At 45.9% G+C, this 538-nt stretch carries 1 pseudogene; it reads left to right on the top strand.

From position 1 onward, the window contains the following. Nucleotides 1-405: 405 nt before the first annotated feature. Nucleotides 406-538 (top strand): annotated as a pseudogene (locus tag J9889_RS23250) (IS5/IS1182 family transposase); the annotation flags it as partial.

Raw genomic sequence — 538 nt, 5'->3', positions numbered from 1 at the left:
GTTGGTGGAAATAAGAGAGCGTCTGGAATGGGCTGCCGTTTACTTGGCGAAAAATGCCCGTCGAACCAAGCAGCGAAAATCGATACAGAACAGGACCTTAGAAGGAATTTCAAATGAAGTGTTTTCTTAAGGTCCTGTATATGAATAAAGGAAAACCCCCGATCCGAGTTGGTACAGTTAAATCGGGAGGTCAGCGTGGCAAGTCCGTCACTAAAGGACACGGGGCCAAACGACCGGCTCGTTGATATTTCTAGATGAATTAAAGCAATAAATAAAATGGCGGCCATCTGGCCGCCATTTTAGGTTGGTGTTGAGCTTATTAATTCTGACATACTAGGGAAGGTGCGAACAAGTCCCTGATATGAGATCATGTTTGTCATCTGGAGCCATGTAACAGGGTTCATCATGAGTCATCAACTTACCTTCGCCGACAGTGAATTCAGCAGTAAGCGCCGTCAGACCAGAAAAGAGATTTTCTTGTCCCGCATGGAGCAGATTCTGCCATGGCAAAACATGGTGGAAGTCATCGAGCCGTTTT

Source organism: Aeromonas sp. PrichA-15 (genome assembly GCF_017939245.1).
GTDB lineage: Bacteria > Pseudomonadota > Gammaproteobacteria > Enterobacterales > Aeromonadaceae > Aeromonas > Aeromonas caviae.
This window is presented reverse-complemented; position numbering and strand designations above follow the sequence as displayed.